General features: G+C 40.1%; 19 protein-coding genes and 1 pseudogene. 5 read left to right on the top strand and 15 right to left on the bottom strand.

The genetic code is table 11. The features are described from left to right. The first annotated feature begins 59 nt into the window (after positions 1 to 59). Together H6G97_RS05045 and H6G97_RS05040 are read left to right on the top strand one after the other, a co-directional pair. On the top strand, positions 60 to 1154 hold the full coding sequence (locus H6G97_RS05045) for a WD40 repeat domain-containing protein (protein ID WP_338421581.1): 1095 nt from the start codon (positions 60 to 62) through the stop codon (positions 1152 to 1154). A gap of 100 nt (positions 1155 to 1254) precedes the next feature. Beyond that, complete coding sequence (locus tag H6G97_RS05040; RefSeq protein WP_190939663.1) at positions 1255 to 1524, top strand: hypothetical protein; 270 nt, start codon at positions 1255 to 1257, stop codon at positions 1522 to 1524. A 337-nt stretch (positions 1525 to 1861) separates the two neighbouring features. On the opposite strand, the gene H6G97_RS54685 is transcribed toward H6G97_RS05040, so the two are convergent. The 7 genes and pseudogenes from H6G97_RS54685 to H6G97_RS05010 form a co-directional block, all read right to left on the bottom strand. Beyond that, on the bottom strand, positions 1862 to 1990 hold the full coding sequence (locus H6G97_RS54685) for a hypothetical protein (RefSeq protein WP_277883258.1): 129 nt from the start codon (positions 1988 to 1990) through the stop codon (positions 1862 to 1864). 7 nt (positions 1991 to 1997) lie between these two features. Next, positions 1998 to 2288 (bottom strand): hypothetical protein, encoded by a 291-nt coding sequence (locus H6G97_RS05035; protein ID WP_242054808.1) that lies wholly within the window; start codon positions 2286 to 2288, stop codon positions 1998 to 2000. After that, positions 2281 to 2433, bottom strand: coding sequence for a hypothetical protein (locus H6G97_RS05030; protein ID WP_190939662.1), 153 nt, complete (start codon positions 2431 to 2433; stop codon positions 2281 to 2283). The genes H6G97_RS05035 and H6G97_RS05030 overlap by 8 nt, the downstream gene beginning before the upstream one ends. 44 nt (positions 2434 to 2477) lie before the next feature. Then, positions 2478 to 2918, bottom strand: a complete 441-nt coding sequence (locus tag H6G97_RS05025; RefSeq protein ID WP_190939599.1) for a hypothetical protein — start codon at positions 2916 to 2918, stop codon at positions 2478 to 2480. A 67-nt stretch (positions 2919 to 2985) separates the two neighbouring features. After that, positions 2986 to 3675: a hypothetical protein gene (locus tag H6G97_RS05020; protein WP_190939598.1), complete on the bottom strand. Its 690-nt coding sequence runs from the start codon at positions 3673 to 3675 to the stop codon at positions 2986 to 2988. 92 nt (positions 3676 to 3767) lie between these two features. Beyond that, positions 3768 to 4496: pseudogene (locus tag H6G97_RS05015) on the bottom strand (Uma2 family endonuclease). A 30-nt stretch (positions 4497 to 4526) separates the two neighbouring features. Further along, entirely contained in the window at positions 4527 to 5171 is a 645-nt protein-coding gene (locus H6G97_RS05010; protein WP_190939597.1) for a restriction endonuclease subunit R, read from the bottom strand. A gap of 232 nt (positions 5172 to 5403) precedes the next feature. Between H6G97_RS05010 and acs the strand changes: the two genes are divergently transcribed. Continuing rightward, positions 5404 to 7377 carry an acetate--CoA ligase gene (gene acs / locus H6G97_RS05005; protein WP_190939596.1) on the top strand — a complete coding sequence of 658 codons (1974 nt, stop codon included), beginning with the start codon at positions 5404 to 5406 and terminating at the stop codon, positions 7375 to 7377. 127 nt (positions 7378 to 7504) lie between these two features. Then, positions 7505 to 8185: a tetratricopeptide repeat protein gene (locus H6G97_RS05000; RefSeq protein WP_190939595.1), complete on the top strand. Its 681-nt coding sequence runs from the start codon at positions 7505 to 7507 to the stop codon at positions 8183 to 8185. Positions 8186 to 8274: 89 nt separating this feature from the next. On the opposite strand, the gene H6G97_RS04995 is transcribed toward H6G97_RS05000, so the two are convergent. The 6 genes from H6G97_RS04995 to H6G97_RS04975 all read right to left on the bottom strand — a co-directional run bounded on the left by H6G97_RS04995 (position 8275) and on the right by H6G97_RS04975 (position 11771). Next, the gene (locus H6G97_RS04995; protein WP_242054807.1) at positions 8275 to 8643 is read right to left on the bottom strand and encodes a hypothetical protein; all 369 of its coding nucleotides are present in this window, start codon (positions 8641 to 8643) and stop codon (positions 8275 to 8277) included. Positions 8644 to 9034: 391 nt separating this feature from the next. Beyond that, positions 9035 to 10285 (bottom strand): MFS transporter, encoded by a 1251-nt coding sequence (locus H6G97_RS04990; RefSeq protein WP_190939594.1) that lies wholly within the window; start codon positions 10283 to 10285, stop codon positions 9035 to 9037. 151 nt (positions 10286 to 10436) lie between these two features. Next, on the bottom strand, positions 10437 to 10619 hold the full coding sequence (locus H6G97_RS51190) for a hypothetical protein (RefSeq protein ID WP_199349253.1): 183 nt from the start codon (positions 10617 to 10619) through the stop codon (positions 10437 to 10439). Next, positions 10606 to 10809, bottom strand: a complete 204-nt coding sequence (locus H6G97_RS51185) for a hypothetical protein (protein ID WP_199349252.1) — start codon at positions 10807 to 10809, stop codon at positions 10606 to 10608. Before H6G97_RS51185 ends, H6G97_RS51190 begins: the two co-directional genes overlap by 14 nt. Positions 10810 to 10971: 162 nt before the next feature. Continuing rightward, positions 10972 to 11439 (bottom strand): MarR family winged helix-turn-helix transcriptional regulator, encoded by a 468-nt coding sequence (locus H6G97_RS04980; RefSeq protein ID WP_190939593.1) that lies wholly within the window; start codon positions 11437 to 11439, stop codon positions 10972 to 10974. Between the two features lie 86 nt (positions 11440 to 11525). Then, positions 11526 to 11771, bottom strand: coding sequence for a hypothetical protein (locus tag H6G97_RS04975; protein ID WP_190939592.1), 246 nt, complete (start codon positions 11769 to 11771; stop codon positions 11526 to 11528). A gap of 325 nt (positions 11772 to 12096) precedes the next feature. Here H6G97_RS04975 and H6G97_RS04970 point away from each other — a divergent pair, with 325 nt between their 5' ends. Continuing rightward, entirely contained in the window at positions 12097 to 12741 is a 645-nt protein-coding gene (locus H6G97_RS04970; protein WP_190939591.1) for a class I SAM-dependent methyltransferase, read from the top strand. A gap of 333 nt (positions 12742 to 13074) precedes the next feature. Here H6G97_RS04970 and H6G97_RS04965 read toward each other — a convergent pair whose 3' ends face one another. Further along, on the bottom strand, positions 13075 to 13989 hold the full coding sequence (locus H6G97_RS04965; RefSeq protein WP_190939590.1) for a M23 family metallopeptidase: 915 nt from the start codon (positions 13987 to 13989) through the stop codon (positions 13075 to 13077). A gap of 351 nt (positions 13990 to 14340) precedes the next feature. After that, positions 14341 to 14679: a CpeR family transcriptional regulator gene (locus H6G97_RS04960; RefSeq protein ID WP_190939589.1), complete on the bottom strand. Its 339-nt coding sequence runs from the start codon at positions 14677 to 14679 to the stop codon at positions 14341 to 14343. Positions 14680 to 14938: the final 259 nt, after the last annotated feature.

Here is a 14938-nt window from a genome sequence, read left to right as displayed (position 1 = left end):
CCTGCTGTTTTCTCATATTATTTGTCGCCCAAATTGTGTAAATGGAGAGTCGCTCTGTAGTGTCAAATCCAATTGTTAATAAAATTACACTAGTGCTGGCAATTACGTCTACAGCAACCTTGGCTGGGTTTAGCTCTTATCGTTTACTATTACCATTTCAGATGGTGACGCCTGGGGCTATGTCCTTGCCAATGATTCAACCTTATCAAACCCTCAGAGGACATTCAGTCTGGATTTATGCGATCGCTATCAGTCCAGATGGTAATACTTTGGCTAGTGGTAGCTATAATGGCACGATCAAGATTTGGAATCTACACACTGGTAAGTTACTCCACACTTTTAAAGGTCATGCTGATGCAGTTGTATCCTTGGCAATTAGCAGCGATCGCCGTGTACTCGCTAGTGGCAGTTGGGATAATCGAATTAAACTATGGAATCTGGAAACAGGAACTCTCATCCGTACCCTTGAAGGGCATAAAGACGATGTAGAAGCGATCGCTATAAGTCCCAACGGAAAATCACTTGCTAGTAGCAGTGCTGACAATACCATTAAGCTCTGGAATTTAGACACAGGCAAAGAACTCTTTACGCTCCAGAATGTGGGCTGGGTAAAGTCTGTTGCTTTTAGCCCCGATAGCCAGAAGTTAGCCAGTGGTAGTAAAGATAACTCCATCAGAATTTGGCAGCTAAACACTGGCAGTCCGACATTAATACAGACTCTTATAGGGCATTCCCAAGGAGTATCTTCTGTTGCCTTCAGCCCTGATGGGCAAACCCTGGCCAGTGGCAGTATGGATAAAACCATCAAACTGTGGCGGCTGGGTGATGGCAAATTGTTGCACACTCTAGCAGGTCATTCTCAATCTGTATGGTCTGTTGCCTTTAGTCCTAATGGACAAACCTTAGCCAGTGGTAGTTATGACAGAACAATCAAGCTCTGGAATTTACCTAGTGGCAAACTCTTTGCCAACTTTGCAGGACATAGCAAATCTGTATGGTCTGTGGCCTTCAGTCCTAATGGGAAAACCCTAGTAAGTGGCAGTAGTGACGAAACCATCAAACTTTGGTCTGTACCTAGCGATACCACTAAAGTTACTAGGCTGGACTTCACTTCAGGAAAAACTCGTTTACGTAAAAACCGCTTTTTTATTTAGAAAAATCTGCCAGCTTTTCCGAAATATTCAAACTGTAATCAGTAGATATATGTGTGACCATCACATACCAATTTCACTAATTTCATACAAGGAATTTATTATGAATAAAGAGCGTCCTTCTCGCCAAGAATGCCAAGAACTTGGCCCTGAAAACAACAAACAACGTCGGAAATCATCTCGATCAATTCGTCGTGAAGCAGCACAAATTGCCTTTAACCGGGTGACTATAGGATTCTTAAGCTGTGACGCATTTAAACTGTATATTGGATATTTCCAGAAATTAATCTTGTTTTGTCACTTTTGGAAAACAATAATCGAAGCCAGATTCCGGAAAGTTGATTTAATCAAAATTCGAGGCTTTATTTTCTAATAGTAAATAAAAATTCTAGCTAAAAAACAGAAAGTCAAGCTCCGAAAAGCTTTTAGGGTTTGAATTATGCCAGAGTGACAAGACAGGATTAATGATGCGTTATTTAAAACCTTTGTAGAGACGTTACATATAACGTCTCTACATCACTTGATGTCTTGTCTATTGACTTGTTAGAATCGTCTGCGTTCACGTAACGTCTCTTTTAGGAGAAGTCTGAATGGGGGAATTCTCGGCTCAGACTTCTCTCTTTGTTATGTCCAATTTAGATGAGTAATAGCTTATTTACTTTTTGAAAAAGCCTAAAGTTACAAGTTTTATCTAGTTACTATTTTTAATATCACGCATAGATTTTAGCTTGCTGTTCTAAACGTTCAATTTCTCTTTTCCACGACTCAGGCTTGTGTTCTCGCTGTTGCAATTGATCTGCTGTAGGATTTCTGGAAGGCTGGGTATTTGGATTAGGCAAAATTCCATTATTTGCAAGCCAAATGCGGGAAAATATCTGCCAAAGATTGGATACTGACATCCCCAGTTTCCAGGTTGACTTTGACATTTATATTATTGCTTTTCATCTGTCCCACAACATTACCAATTACTACCCGTTTTGGTACATCCTTTTGTGCAAGCTGGAGTAGTGCAGTAATAAATAGCAAAGCAAAAAACATTAGTAAACCAGACATCAGATCGCCAATAGACAGATAGATACTAGAGTCATCATCCTCTATAATCTCTGCATCAATTTCACCTCTGATAAAATCATCCATGATTGCTTCCACCATTACCAAATTGGCGGTTATCATGTGCAGCAACTAGAACTTTTGCTGTCTCTAGCAAACCTCCGCAAACCCTAGCCATAGAAGTATCTGCTTGTTGGAAAAAGTCGCCTACATACCACCCAATGGCAACCAAAATAAAACTTCAAAATTTACTCTACCACTAGGCAACTAAAAATTTCACAAAATCTCTGCCAACTTTACCACCAGACTATTTGCTAAATCCAATAACCTGATATCATCTGTATCAATACTATTTCCTTCACCAGCTAACAGATTTTTTACAGCAGATAACCTGTCATTGGTTTGGGAAATTCTCCAAGATTCATCTAAGTTTACTGCAAAATCAAACAGCGATCGCTCTCCTAAATGCTGTCTTACCCTAACAGCTACACTATCATTACTTACCAAAAATTCCTTAATAGTATCTAATTGAAAATTACCTAATACTTCGTCATGTCCCCACGTTTCTAGCCAGTCTCCTTCCACATCTTCAACGTAAATATTGACAAAATCAATTCCATAAGTTAACCAGTTCTGCTGCATTTGTCGCGCTGTTGCTAAAGCTTCAGCAAATGTATCTACTTGATTGTTGCAATGGGTTTCTCTTTTGTTAGCCATAAAAGCTCTAATTAGCACGTAAGTATATAGGCTAGACACAAATCTGAAATATGAAATTCCTGAAAATTCACGAAAATTTTAAATATTTGCCACCAGAAAGGTAATCACTGTTATACAGGGCCACGTTGACTAACTGGTTGACAAAATTAGCATCTTTGGGATTGTAACTTAAGAACAATCCTCTCTCGATTTCCCACGATCGCAGTGTATTTTGCCAAGCTTCGTACTTTTGATGATTCAGTTCTTCAGAAACACTAGTAATTTGAATGCACAGTGGTTGATTGTTACGACTAACAATTAAATCTGTTGCCATTGAAAGGTCGGCTATATAACGCTGCCAAAAACTACCTTCTCGCTGAACAATATCTTGGGCTATTGATCTAATGATATCATTATCCACCTGATTAAATTCGCCTGACATTAATTTTTGCTTCCAAATATAAAACTTGGAGTCACTTGCATTAAACCATCTGGGAAATAGATAACCATACCAATATCTCTCAATCGGTGTCATAAGCTCGAACTTTGCTTTTCGTTCTTCTTCTGAAGGTAAGGATTTGATTATCAGCCAAATTGTAGAATCCGTAATTACCTCTAGCAGAAAGGCAGTGACAAAAGGTTTTGCAGTCAGGGAACCTGGCTTGATATTCTTAACCCAACGATTGATCTCATCTAATCTTCTCGCTAAATTATGATCTATCGAGGAGGCTTGCTCGATAAGGGACTTTAGCTTATCCTTAATTTCTGTTGCTTGCAAACGATGCCCTACTTTCAGAAGATTACGCTTTTTTTACACACTTTTAACTAGATTTTAACTTGAAAATGTCTTTTGTTAATTTCCTGATGTCATTAAATATTCTCTAGGTCGATGCCCTGTGTACGTAAAACCTCCCGCAGTCGAGCAATTTCTTGCTCTGCTCGTTCGGCACGTTCTTCTGCCTGCTCGGCACGTAAACGTTCTTGTTCAGCCAATTCTTCTGATGATAGTATCAATTGATTTTCAGTAGTGAAGAATCTTAATTTACCTTCATAAACTCCCAAATAAAGTTCTAACTGCTGGCTCCACAAACGTCCATCAGTGGTTAATTGAATTTTTTGATACTTACCATTAACTAGATGAAACCCTTGAAGTTCCATTGTTACAGGATCAAACCAAAAATAATCTGGTGTACGGAAGGTATCCTGATAAACTTGTTTTTTTAAACCTTTATCAACTTCTACTGTTGAACTTGACAAAATTTCCACAATCAGGTTAGGATATTTGCCGTCTTCTTGCCAAACTACCCAACTCTTACGGTCTTTTTTCTCGGTTCCCAAAACTACAAAAAAGTCTGGGCCACGGAAATGTTCTGATTTTTTCTGGTTAGGACTGTAGTAAATCGTCAAATTACCAGAAGCATAAAAATCTTGCTTCTCTCGCTACCACAATTTACGGATGCGAATCAGCAAATCAATTTGGTCGCGGTGTAGGTCACTTTCCAAGGGTGGTTCGTCACTCAGTATATCACCAGGAGGAAAAATAACTTCGTCTTCTGAAATACCATCAGAAATGATTTCTAGAGTAGCAGGTTCAGACATCAGCGATCGCCCCGCAATTATACGTTCATTTTACTGAAAATTCGGTAACTTGCAGATGGCTTTGAAAACTTGTAATAACTCAATTGCATCTGGAGATTCACTCAAATTTAATAATGGCATTAACTGATAAGCTGACTCATTGTCATGTCTTAAATAAACAAATTGATAAAGCTGTCCATTAGTTACCAAACCCCAAACTGATGGTTGTTGATCTAAACTTTTAAAAGCATGAGTGAGTAATTGAGGTAAACCCTCAATCACATTGACCGAACTATTTTTTGTTTCAATCACTAGAACCCAAAATGGTGGCGCAAGATTACTTTGAGGACTGTTGATTGCTAAAATATCCATCCGTCCAGTAATTCTTCTATCTTCATCTTCAACTGCGATCGCAATGCTATCTTCCATTGTCAACCGAATCGGCACATCGTAAAACCCAGCTAGCCGCATTAAGGGTGCGATTGTTATAAATTTAACCAAACCTTCAGAAATTTTACCTGCGCTTAAATAGCGACGGAAGTCATTTCTGATTCGCAATAAATCCTGCTGTTCAAACTCAGAGAGTAGTTCTAGAGCTAAGAAGTCTGTGAATGAACCATTGGAAAGTTCTTCTAATTTGAGAAAGCGATGAACATCGTTGAGAGATAAACTGCTAGCTTCGACAGTGAGGGGCATAGTTTCAGGCTTTGTTTGTCAAGACTACTTATATTTTGCAACATTGGCGGTAGATAGGTTGCAATGTAACCTCTTTACATTTCTTGATCGCTTGCTTTTGCTAGATGAAAATCAATGTAAACTAAATAACTCGGCAATTCCTACCTAGCTTAACGAAAATCCAAACACTGTCTAGCACAACTAGGCTAAGAATAGTTTTTAATCACAATAGCGATCGCACTCATAACTAACCATGTCTCAACCAACTATAGAATCAATCCTACAAGAGAATCGCCTATTTCATCCTGCCTCGGAATTCTCGCAGAATGCCCATATCAAAAGCTTAGAAGACTATCAGCATCTTTACGACAAAGCCAAAGCCGATCCGCAGCAATTTTGGGCAGATTTGGCTGGAACAGAATTAGAATGGTTCCAAAAATGGGATACAGTATTAGATTGGCAACCACCTTTTGCTAAGTGGTTTGTTGGTGGTAAGATGAATATTTCTTACAACTGCCTTGACAGACATCTCACCACTTGGCGCAAAAATAAGGCAGCATTGATTTGGGAAGGAGAACCAGGTGATTCGCGTACCCTAACTTACGCCCAACTGCACCGGGAAGTTTGCCAGTTCGCCAATGTATTGAAGCAACTAGGCGTAAAAAAAGGCGATCGCGTTGGTATATATATGCCAATGATTCCCGAAGCTGCGATCGCTATGTTAGCCTGTGCCAGAATTGGCGCACCCCACGGCGTAGTATTTGGTGGTTTTAGTGCCGAAGCTTTACGCGATCGCTTAATTGATGCTACAGCTAAACTGGTAATCACGGCTGATGGTGGTTGGCGCAAAGATGCGATCGTTCCTCTCAAAGAACAGGTAGACAAAGCCTTAGCTGATGGTGCTGTTCCCAGTGTTGAAAATGTCCTCGTTGTCAAGCGCACCGGACAAGAAACTTATATGCAGTTGGGCGGACGCGATCATTGGTGGCATGATTTGCAAAAAGGTGCATCAGCAGATTGTCCCGCCGAACCAATGGACAGCGAAGACATGCTGTTTGTCCTCTACACTTCTGGCAGCACCGGCAAACCGAAGGGCGTTGTGCATACAACTGCTGGTTATAATTTGTATACCCACATAACCACTAAGTGGATATTCGACCTCCAAGACACAGATGTATATTGGTGTACCGCCGATGTAGGTTGGATTACTGGACACAGCTACATTGTCTACGGCCCACTTTCTAACGGTGCAACAACTGTGATGTATGAAGGTGCACCCCGTGCTTCTAATCCTGGTTGTTTTTGGGATGTAATTGAAAAATACGGTGTTAATATTTTTTATACTGCACCTACAGCAATTCGGGCATTTATTAAGATGGGCGAACAACATCCCAATGCGCGAAACCTGTCTTCGTTGCGTTTGTTGGGAAGCGTCGGTGAACCAATTAACCCCGAAGCTTGGATGTGGTATCACAAAGTAATTGGTGGCGATCGCTGTCCAATTGTTGATACTTGGTGGCAAACAGAAACCGGCGGTATCATGATTACACCACTACCAGGGGCGATTCCCACTAAACCAGGTTCCGCAACTCTTCCCTTCCCAGGCATTATTGCAGATGTCGTGGATTTGGAAGGAAACACCGTACCCAATAACGAAGGCGGTTATCTAGCAGTGCGTCATCCTTGGCCAGGAATGATGCGGACAGTCTACGGCGATCCAGAACGCTTCCGCCGCACCTACTGGGAACACATTCCACCCAAGGATGGTAACTATACTTATTTTGCTGGCGATGGCGCAAGACAAGATGCAGACGGCTACTTCTGGGTAATGGGTCGTGTGGATGACGTACTGAATGTATCAGGACACCGACTCGGTACAATGGAAGTAGAATCAGCTTTAGTTTCGCACCCAGCAGTTGCAGAAGCGGCGGTAGTGGGTAAGCCAGATGAACTTAAGGGTGAAGAAGTAGTTGCTTTTGTGACTTTAGAAGGCACTTATCAGGCAAGTGAGGAACTGAGTAAAGAACTCAAACTGCACGTTGTCAAAGAAATTGGTGCGATCGCTCGTCCGGGAGAAATTCGTTTTACAGACGCTTTGCCCAAAACGCGATCGGGTAAGATTATGCGGCGCTTGCTGCGGAATCTAGCTGCTGGGCAAGAGGTATCTGGGGATACTTCAACATTAGAAGATCGGGGTGTATTGGATAAGTTACGGGAAGGTGTGTAAATAAATCCCAATGAGCTTAATAGGGGCGCACATATATGCGCCCTTATCGTCTCTCTTGTGATGCATTACGCGCTAACGCACCTCAATTTATCATAAAGATTAGAACATTATTGAGGGATTCAGGGCGATGAAGGTGAAGCGCAAACCCAAATCGGCATTTGTTCAATCTTTTAGTGGCATGATGCTGAGTATCATCACCGTAACTGGTTTATCACCATTAGCGTTAGCGGTTCCTAGACAAGTTTCTTTGCATTCCCCTGGACAGTCGGTTGAGAGACAACCACAAAAACTAGCACAGTTTTCAGACACAGGGCCATCACAGCGATCGCAGATGCTGCAACAAGCCAATGCTTTATTTAATCAGGGAGACTTGACAGGTGCAGAGGAAAATTTACGCGAATTAATTAAACAATTCCCAGAAGATGCCTTTGGACACTTTCAACTAGGAAATGTGCTTTTTCGGCAAAAGAAACCAGAAGAGGCAATTAGCTCTTATCAAGAAGCCATTCGCTTCCAGCCAAAATATGCTCTCGCTCACAATGCGATGGGTATGGTTTACGCAAGCCAAAGTCGCTGGGAAGAAGCCATTAGTGAATATAAAAAAGCTCTGGAAATTAATTCTAATTATGGCGAGGCACTGACTAATTTTGCACTGGCAATGTGGCAAACAAATAAAAAAGATGAGGCGCTATCTTCTTTAGAAAAGGCTTTAAATATTTTCAAAGAACAGAATAGAGGTGAAAAAGTTAACCAAGTAGAACGAATTTTGCGAGAAATTAAAACTGCTGACGATCCTGGTGTTTCATAAAGATCATATTATTCAGTGGGTAAAGTTAAAAAGAGTTGCTGAAAATTAGCTTTAAGGATGCTTTGCCAGGAGTGTGATCTGATAGATGATTATGCGGCATTTGTCGCATAATCATCTATCAATATTACATCTTCATATATTTCTGCGTAGGCGTAGCCCGTCGTAGACATCGCTTGATTTTGTGCTGTACTTAAATCTGCTCCTCGACTGACAAAATACTGCGTCATTTTGTCAATTTGCTGTTGAGTTTCTAGATTATATAAATATACTGCATCACCCAATCTATTAGAGTGAAATTGCTCTCTATTAGTTAACAATGTTGTTAAAGATGCAATCCCTATAGAACCGCCCATATTCCGCATCATATTAAATAAACCACTTGCCGAACCTGCTTCTTTGGAACTTAATCCACCAGTGGCGATAGAAATTAGTGGTGCCATAATTAGAGGTTGGCCCATTGCACAAATTGCGACCAACGTAACTGATCTAATCCAGTTTCATATCATGTTCGGCAAATCACTTATAATATGTCATTGCGAATGCAACGAAGTGGAATGAAGCAATCGCAAAGGTTTGGGATTGCCGCGCTACGCTCGCAATGACATAAGTATTAAGTCGAACATGATATCACTAGTCATTCCATAGTTCATATAATGCACCAAGCATACTAGCTAATACACTAATCCAAGTTCTTAGTGGAACACGTTCAGGTGGTGCTTACTGACCAATTACACCTGTATTAGCCATAGTGTTTTTCCTGTTTCAAACTTAAGTAGCAAAAAATCTGTTATTAAATTTTATCTTTCTCTCTACATGGCGAAATTGAAATATCATTCTAACTTAAACTTCCTAAGTCGTGATAATCCCTTTTTGCTCATAAATTGGACGCATTATTCGCCTTAAAGCAGGCAACTGCCTGCTAAAAATAATCGACCCTAAAATACAAACTATCCCATCAATAATTAAAGTGTTGGTAGCGCCAATATGACTTGCTAAGAAACCTCCTAATAAATTGCCCACGGGAATCATCCCCAAAAATGACATAGTGTATAAGCTCATCAATCGCCCACGTTTGTCATCCTCAACAATTGTTTGTAAAAATGTGTTGCTAGCAGCAATTTGGAGAATTGTACCTAAGCCAACAAATAACATTGTAAATAAAGAGAGTGGTAAAAATCGAGATAAAGAAAAAGCAATTAAACCCATTCCTAAAATTGCTGGAGCTAAGGCAATCAAATTCCCAATTCCTAAGATTGTTTGGCGTGTAGCTAGATAAATACCACCAGTCAAAGCTCCCACTCCAGATGCCGCCATCAAAAAGCCCAATGTCTCTGCACCACCTTTGAGAACTTGTTCTGCAATAACTGGTACTAAAATAGTGTTTTGCAGTCCCATGAGGCTGACTAAAGCTGATAGCAATAAGACGGATCGAATGGGCGGGAAACTAAAGGCGTATACAAATCCCTCTTTGACTTTTTGTAAGGGATTACCGTCAGGCACGAGATTTTTCCAAGGTTTAACTTTCATTGCCAATAATGCAGCAATTACAGCAATGTAGCTCAAACCATCAATTAGAAAACAATAAGCAGTTCCAACCCTGGCAATTAATAAACCCCCGATCGCAGGGCCAATTAATCGCGCACCGTTGAACATCGTTGAATTAATAGCGATCGCATTGGCTAAATCTTCTCTACGCTCAACCAATTCTGGCACAAAAGCTTGGCGGGCTGGCGCATCTAAGGCGTTAATAAATCCTTGGAACAAACTCAAGGCGATGATGTGCCATACCTCAATCACACCAGTTAACGCCAGCGCTGCTAATGTTAACGATTGAATCATCGCCAATACTTGCGTACTAATTAAGGTACGATATCGAGAAAAGCGATCTACAAATACTCCGCCAAAAGGAGCTAAAAAAAAGCTAGGAATTTGACTCGAAAATCCCACAACTCCTAACATTAATGGGGAGTTTGTCAAGTCATAAACTAGCCAAATCGTGGCAAGTTGCGTCATCCACGTTCCAATTAAGGAAATACCTTGTCCGGCAAAAAACAGCTGAAAGTTCTTTGACCTTAAAGCAGGTAGTAACGGTTTTTTCATATCAGGCTTGCTTTATACCAATCTGTTTTCATAAATATTATCTCACCTGATCTTTATACGCCTGTCTTTAGATGTAGGAGAATACCACAGGCAGAAAAAGGTTTTTCAGATGTTTTAAGCCAACTTGATATTACTTGACTTCCACAGCAACTTACGCAGACATCCCCGACACCTGACTTACAGTCCCAGGAATGCGGCTACTAACTTGGTGAATCTTTCCGGCAACGGTAGCGTTGTCTGTTTCCTGATGGGTGGAGGCGTATTGCCAGTAGTTATAACCAAAACCACCTGCGGCGATACCTTCTCTGCGAGACGGTGGGCTACGCCAACGCACCTACACCTAATGCTGGCAAAATTAAACCAGTCGGTCTTTTCCGCTTCGGTGGAACTTCTTTCTCTATCTCAGGCGTGATAACAGGTGCTTCTGCTGTCACAGTTTCTAAAGTCTTGGAATCAGAAATAAATTGTTTTTCGATAACTGGGGTTTTGTTTTGATTGCGTCCGTTAAAAGTATTACTGGCCATGATTCTTAACTCGCTTATTCGCTCAATAATTTGATTGATAGTCTTTTATTTAAAATGCGTAGTATTTTTTGAAAAAAATTATTATTTCCTTAGGATGCGTATTATTATCTCAAAATAAATCTTTACATTACTTCCCCCGGTCGGCTGATTATGAGATCATCATTAGGAGAGGTTAGCGATCGCCCGATTTAAGATTTGGGAAAAGAGTTCTTGGTCAGCAGCGGAAATACCATCCATCGCTTCATCACGCACTGCTGCGGCGATTGGCGGTAAGACAACTTCTAGTTCCTTACCTGCATCCGTTAACCAGATTCGCCAGATGCGGCGATCTTGAGTGTCGCGTTCTCGACGCACCAAGCCGCGTTCTTCCATCCGATCTAGTACACCTGTTAAAGTCCCTCCCACTTGTTTGAGTTTGTCCCCAATACTAGAAGTAGGTAAACCATCTTCTTGCCACAAACAGCACAACACCAGCCAATGAAATGGTGTAAGGCCAAAGGGTTCTAGTTTGTCTGTAAACTTGCGACTGAGGAGTTGTGAGACTAATTTGATTCTGTAACCCAAATTGTATGGTGCCAGATTTTGCTGCCACGAATCTAAAGCTGGGGATTGATTAGATGTAGAAACCATTTAGCAAAATACTTAGTATACGTACTATTATAACTAAATCAATTTTCTTTAGCAATAGTTGCTTTGCATCTGTCTTAGGGAAGAACTTAAATCAACTTGTACTTTTCTACTGTACCGACAAGGCGGTGAGGGCGAGATAATTTAGGGGACTGGGCAATATAGATCAAAGCATAGCTCAAAGCTGGTATTTGGGAAATAGAGTTTACTTGTTGGGGATGAATAGAAAGATAGAACTTAAGCAGTACTTGGGTTTTCTGGTCTACTTCCACAAGGTGGACAGAATGAGATTGGAGAATTGAAGCGATCGCACCTTGTTGTAAAAAAGCTTTCAAAACAGGGTTATAGACCTATGCTACCCGTCATCGCCAAAGCCCCAGCCAACAGGGAATTAACGGGCTGTGAGAAACTTTATGCCAAAGTGGTAACGACTAATCCACACCACAGGTAAAATTAACCAACCCAAGCCCATAACTAAGCCAATAATTGCATACTTGCGGATGTCAGAACCACCCCAACTAAAAACGACAATACTTGCTATACCTGCTATTTAGACTCGTTTATATGCCCTGCTGTTATTAAAATATGTTACATAGTCATTCTTGAAAAATACCTGAAATTGCCGCAATTTTCGGAAAAAGTTCTCCAAAATAAAGATTTATGCAGTTAAGACCGAATCAACGCCTGAAATTAGACGACACAGACGATAAGCTGTTCTATGCTTATCCCCGCTTTGTTACCCATGTTGATGAAGGATTTATTCAACAGCTAACGGATTTATATCGCGATCGCCTCAAACCCAACACCCGGATTTTTGATATGATGAGCAGCTGGGTATCTCATCTGCCAGAAGAGATGCAGTTTGACCATGTGGAAGGACACGGACTCAACGCTGAGGAATTAGCACGTAATTCCCGTTTAAATCATTACTTTGTGCAAAATCTTAACGAAAATCCGCAGCTACCTTTACCAGATGAAGATTTTGATGCTGTTCTCAATTGCGTATCTGTGCAGTATGTGCAATATCCAGAAGCAGTATTTTCCGAAATTTACCGCATCCTGAAACCCGGTGGTGTTGCAATTATCAGCTTTTCTAACCGGATGTTTTTTGAAAAAGCGATTCAAGCTTGGCGGGAGGCTTCAGAAGCACAGCGAGTGGAATTAGTCAAAGAGTATTTCGCCTCACTCCCAGGATTTACAACCGCAGAAGTTATAGCTCATAAGTCAACATTACCAAATTTCTTACAGTGGTTGGGTGCAGCTGGAGGAGATCCGTTTTATGCCGTTATAGCTTATCGTAGTTAAACCAAATATTCACTAGTTCTTTGTCAAATTGCGTAAGTCCTGGTAAAGACCTAAGTCTTTATCAGGACTTACTTACCCATGAATTTAAAGTTGACATACTTTTGTATCTAAATTAGACAACATAAAAATGTTTATACTAAATGAACTGGTGTTGTGATTTATCTAATACTCTGTAAATTAGTATCTACACTGTTTTTGTCCTGATATCATAATAATTATCATCTCTATTTATACTGACTCTCTTTTCAGACTGTGCTTGAATCTGAAACTCTTGAATAATATTGAGTGATTAAAAACTAATTAACGAGCAGTAATTTCTGGTCAATCAATACTTTATAGTGATTTTCTTAAGCTATAAAAAACGTCAGAACGAATCTGACTGCCATTTCGCCAAACTTCAACTCTTTCAGGAGTGACTAAATAATAAAAACTACCATTATCTGCTCGATATCTGCTTTTACCAATATTCAAAGCTTGTATCTTTATAGGCTTACTTGGATCTTGCTTTAACTGCCCAATATAAAATAACTGACCATTTTCTTCACAGACTTTTACACGAATAGTTGCAGTTTCACCTTCAATAATGGTAACTCCATTGCATTTAGTATTAGTGTTTATCGGTGCAAAATCTATTGGAATTGGCTGTAAAGGTGAAACTTGATTTTCTACTGAGGGTGACGAGACTGGGCGGTTCGAGTTATCCAATTGCTGAACCTTAGAACCAGAGTCAACACTTGCAGTTAAAGATGTCAACAGATGAAGAGGGTCAACTGCTATTTGACCATTTGCATGAACTTCAAAATGTAGATGAGGTGCTGTACTATTGCCTGTAGATCCCATCTCGGCAATAATTTGACCTTGAATAACCTGTTGACCTCTGCTCACCAATAAACGGCGATTGTGGCCATAAACAGTAACACTGCCGTCAAGATGTTTAACAGTTATGGCATTTCCTAATCCCCAATTATCCCAACCTGTTTTTATAACTGTACCGGATGCAGCAGCAACAATAGGAGTTCCAGATGCCCCTGCAATATCAATTCCTTCATGTTGATATTTGCGGAAGCCTTGAGAAATAAACCCTTGAGTTGGCCAGATTAAGTTAGAAGCCGGGATAGGAGTTCGCAAAATTGGGGAATCGCCTGCTAACTGGGTTAGGGCAGATGTTGTTGTACTTAATACAGCAGTTAAGGATATTAAGGCAACTAGTCCATAAGTAGGGTATCGATAAACGATAGCTTTTTTCATAAATTGCAAGTCTATTAAAACAATAATTCAAACACTTTCTGATTATTTGTTGTTTCAAGCTAACTCGGAAAATATCAGGATACAAAAGAGGTTAAACAATAAACATCTACAGAAATTAAATATACAACAGTTTTTTTGCATGCAGTATAAAGCTACGGGTTTTGAGGCAGGAGTTAGAAAGTGTTTATGTCTAATTTTAATTCCTGCATTTTGTATTTCAGTTACTTGCAAACTGCTGTATGTCATCCAAAACCTTTGTAGAGACGTAGCAGTGCTACGTCTCTACATTCTTTTTCAAGGCTATGTTTAATAGAGAAATTAGCCAGAAGGATTTTTGCTGGATAGTGGCTCTCAAGGACGCTCATCAAATTTAGTGTATAAACTACCGTTTTGTATCCAGTATTGTTTCAAAGTATGATGAGGCGTATGTAAACTAGCTTTTGCCTGATATAAAATTACTTGACGATGATCTCCCATCCAAATTTTATTAATTGGGTCAACGGATATTACTGTTCCTCCTAAAGAAGCAACACATTGAGAGAATCTCTCAATCGTTGTATATTCTAATGTCTCGAATATAAAAAAGTTACCCGAACAAATCAAGTGGCGGCTGCGAATCCAGCAACGCATTTTTTTTTCAGCCTGTGGAGGTAACATTTTGTTTTTAATAGATTCAAGCTGAATCAGCATAATGCACTCACTGCATATAATTCATCAGCAAAACTTTCCCGTTTTTCAAATCGCAATGGCCCAGGGGTTGATGCCCATGTTTGGTCGTGAGTTCCAACATCCATAATTTTCATTAGAAAAGTGATCTTAAAAAGTAGTTTAAAATCCAAAAGATATCTTGGCTAAAAAGTTATCCTCCCAGTCTATATGCTAGTCCCCTTGACCACAACTGCATTTGGAGGTTAGGAGTTAGGAGTTATTATTCTCCCAATCCCCAGGC

Source organism: Nostoc flagelliforme FACHB-838 (genome assembly GCF_014698065.1).
GTDB classification, from domain to species: Bacteria; Cyanobacteriota; Cyanobacteriia; order Cyanobacteriales; family Nostocaceae; genus Nostoc; species Nostoc flagelliforme_B.
Note: the sequence above shows the minus strand (reverse complement) of the source record. Positions and strands in the feature narration are given on the sequence as shown.

Excerpts from the sequence above, each read along its gene's own strand:
- H6G97_RS05040 (WP_190939663.1), top strand. The coding sequence starts at position 1,255 with ATGAATAAAGAGCGTCCTTCTCGCCAAGAATGCCAAGAACTTGGCCCT.
- H6G97_RS05035 (WP_242054808.1), bottom strand. The coding sequence starts at position 2,288 with ATGGATGATTTTATCAGAGGTGAAATTGATGCAGAGATTATAGAGGAT.
- H6G97_RS05025 (WP_190939599.1), bottom strand. The coding sequence starts at position 2,918 with ATGGCTAACAAAAGAGAAACCCATTGCAACAATCAAGTAGATACATTT.
- H6G97_RS05010 (WP_190939597.1), bottom strand. The coding sequence starts at position 5,171 with ATGCCCCTCACTGTCGAAGCTAGCAGTTTATCTCTCAACGATGTTCAT.
- acs (WP_190939596.1), top strand. The coding sequence starts at position 5,404 with ATGTCTCAACCAACTATAGAATCAATCCTACAAGAGAATCGCCTATTT.
- H6G97_RS05000 (WP_190939595.1), top strand. The coding sequence starts at position 7,505 with ATGAAGGTGAAGCGCAAACCCAAATCGGCATTTGTTCAATCTTTTAGT.
- H6G97_RS04995 (WP_242054807.1), bottom strand. The coding sequence starts at position 8,643 with ATGGGCCAACCTCTAATTATGGCACCACTAATTTCTATCGCCACTGGT.
- H6G97_RS04990 (WP_190939594.1), bottom strand. The coding sequence starts at position 10,285 with ATGAAAAAACCGTTACTACCTGCTTTAAGGTCAAAGAACTTTCAGCTG.
- H6G97_RS51185 (WP_199349252.1), bottom strand. The coding sequence starts at position 10,809 with ATGGCCAGTAATACTTTTAACGGACGCAATCAAAACAAAACCCCAGTT.
- H6G97_RS04980 (WP_190939593.1), bottom strand. The coding sequence starts at position 11,439 with ATGGTTTCTACATCTAATCAATCCCCAGCTTTAGATTCGTGGCAGCAA.
- H6G97_RS04970 (WP_190939591.1), top strand. The coding sequence starts at position 12,097 with ATGCAGTTAAGACCGAATCAACGCCTGAAATTAGACGACACAGACGAT.
- H6G97_RS04965 (WP_190939590.1), bottom strand. The coding sequence starts at position 13,989 with ATGAAAAAAGCTATCGTTTATCGATACCCTACTTATGGACTAGTTGCC.
- H6G97_RS04960 (WP_190939589.1), bottom strand. The coding sequence starts at position 14,679 with ATGCTGATTCAGCTTGAATCTATTAAAAACAAAATGTTACCTCCACAG.